2 pseudogenes are annotated in these 652 nt (G+C 44.0%); both read right to left on the bottom strand.

What is annotated here, in order from left to right:
- Positions 1–182: pseudogene (locus tag R7Q11_RS26945) on the bottom strand (hybrid sensor histidine kinase/response regulator); the annotation flags it as partial.
- 7 nt (positions 183–189) lie between these two features.
- Positions 190–652 (bottom strand): annotated as a pseudogene (locus tag R7Q11_RS26940) (heme NO-binding domain-containing protein); the annotation flags it as partial.

The raw sequence follows: 652 nt of genomic DNA, 5'->3' as shown, positions 1-652 counted from the left end.
TCTTCAAACTCAAACTTGCGCAGATCGCTTTCCGATCGAAGTTCTAGCTTCTTTAACGCGACACTCAATTTTTGCGTCGATTCGTAGAGCTCATAACTTTTTTGCTCTAAAAGCAGTTCTGCCGCCTTTCTTGAGGCGATTTCTCGTTTGAGTTTCCTTTCTAATGAGGAGTTACCCGTCATACTCTTCTTATTGTGCCTCCAGCCAAAATCGAACTTGGCTTCCGTCTTCGGTTTGGTTTTGATGCGTAATATGAATGACCTGTCCAAAGTGCGCAGCACAGCCTTTGAGCAACCCTAAACAAACATGCGCCATACACCTTGCACTGTGGTAGTCGAACACCAGTTCTGACTGTGTTTCGCTGATAAAATCGAACTTAGGCGGATTGGCGTCTGGGTAAAGTTTTTTAACTTCTACATGAATAAAGCTTTCTACATGTCGAACAAATTGAAAGGTATTGTCGCACTGCTGCAAGCTTGCATGACTGGGAATGGAGCGTAGCAGGTTCAAAAATACGCTTTCACCAAACACTTCTTGTAACTGCGCTGGGGAAATATCAGAAACTTTGCTGAGATTGACGATCAGTTTGACTTAGTCTCGGTGATCATAACTGCCGACAGAGGTATATACCCCTTCGTCATCGGAAAGTTCG

It is taken from the genome of Vibrio sp. 970, from assembly GCF_033339075.1.
This window is presented reverse-complemented; position numbering and strand designations above follow the sequence as displayed.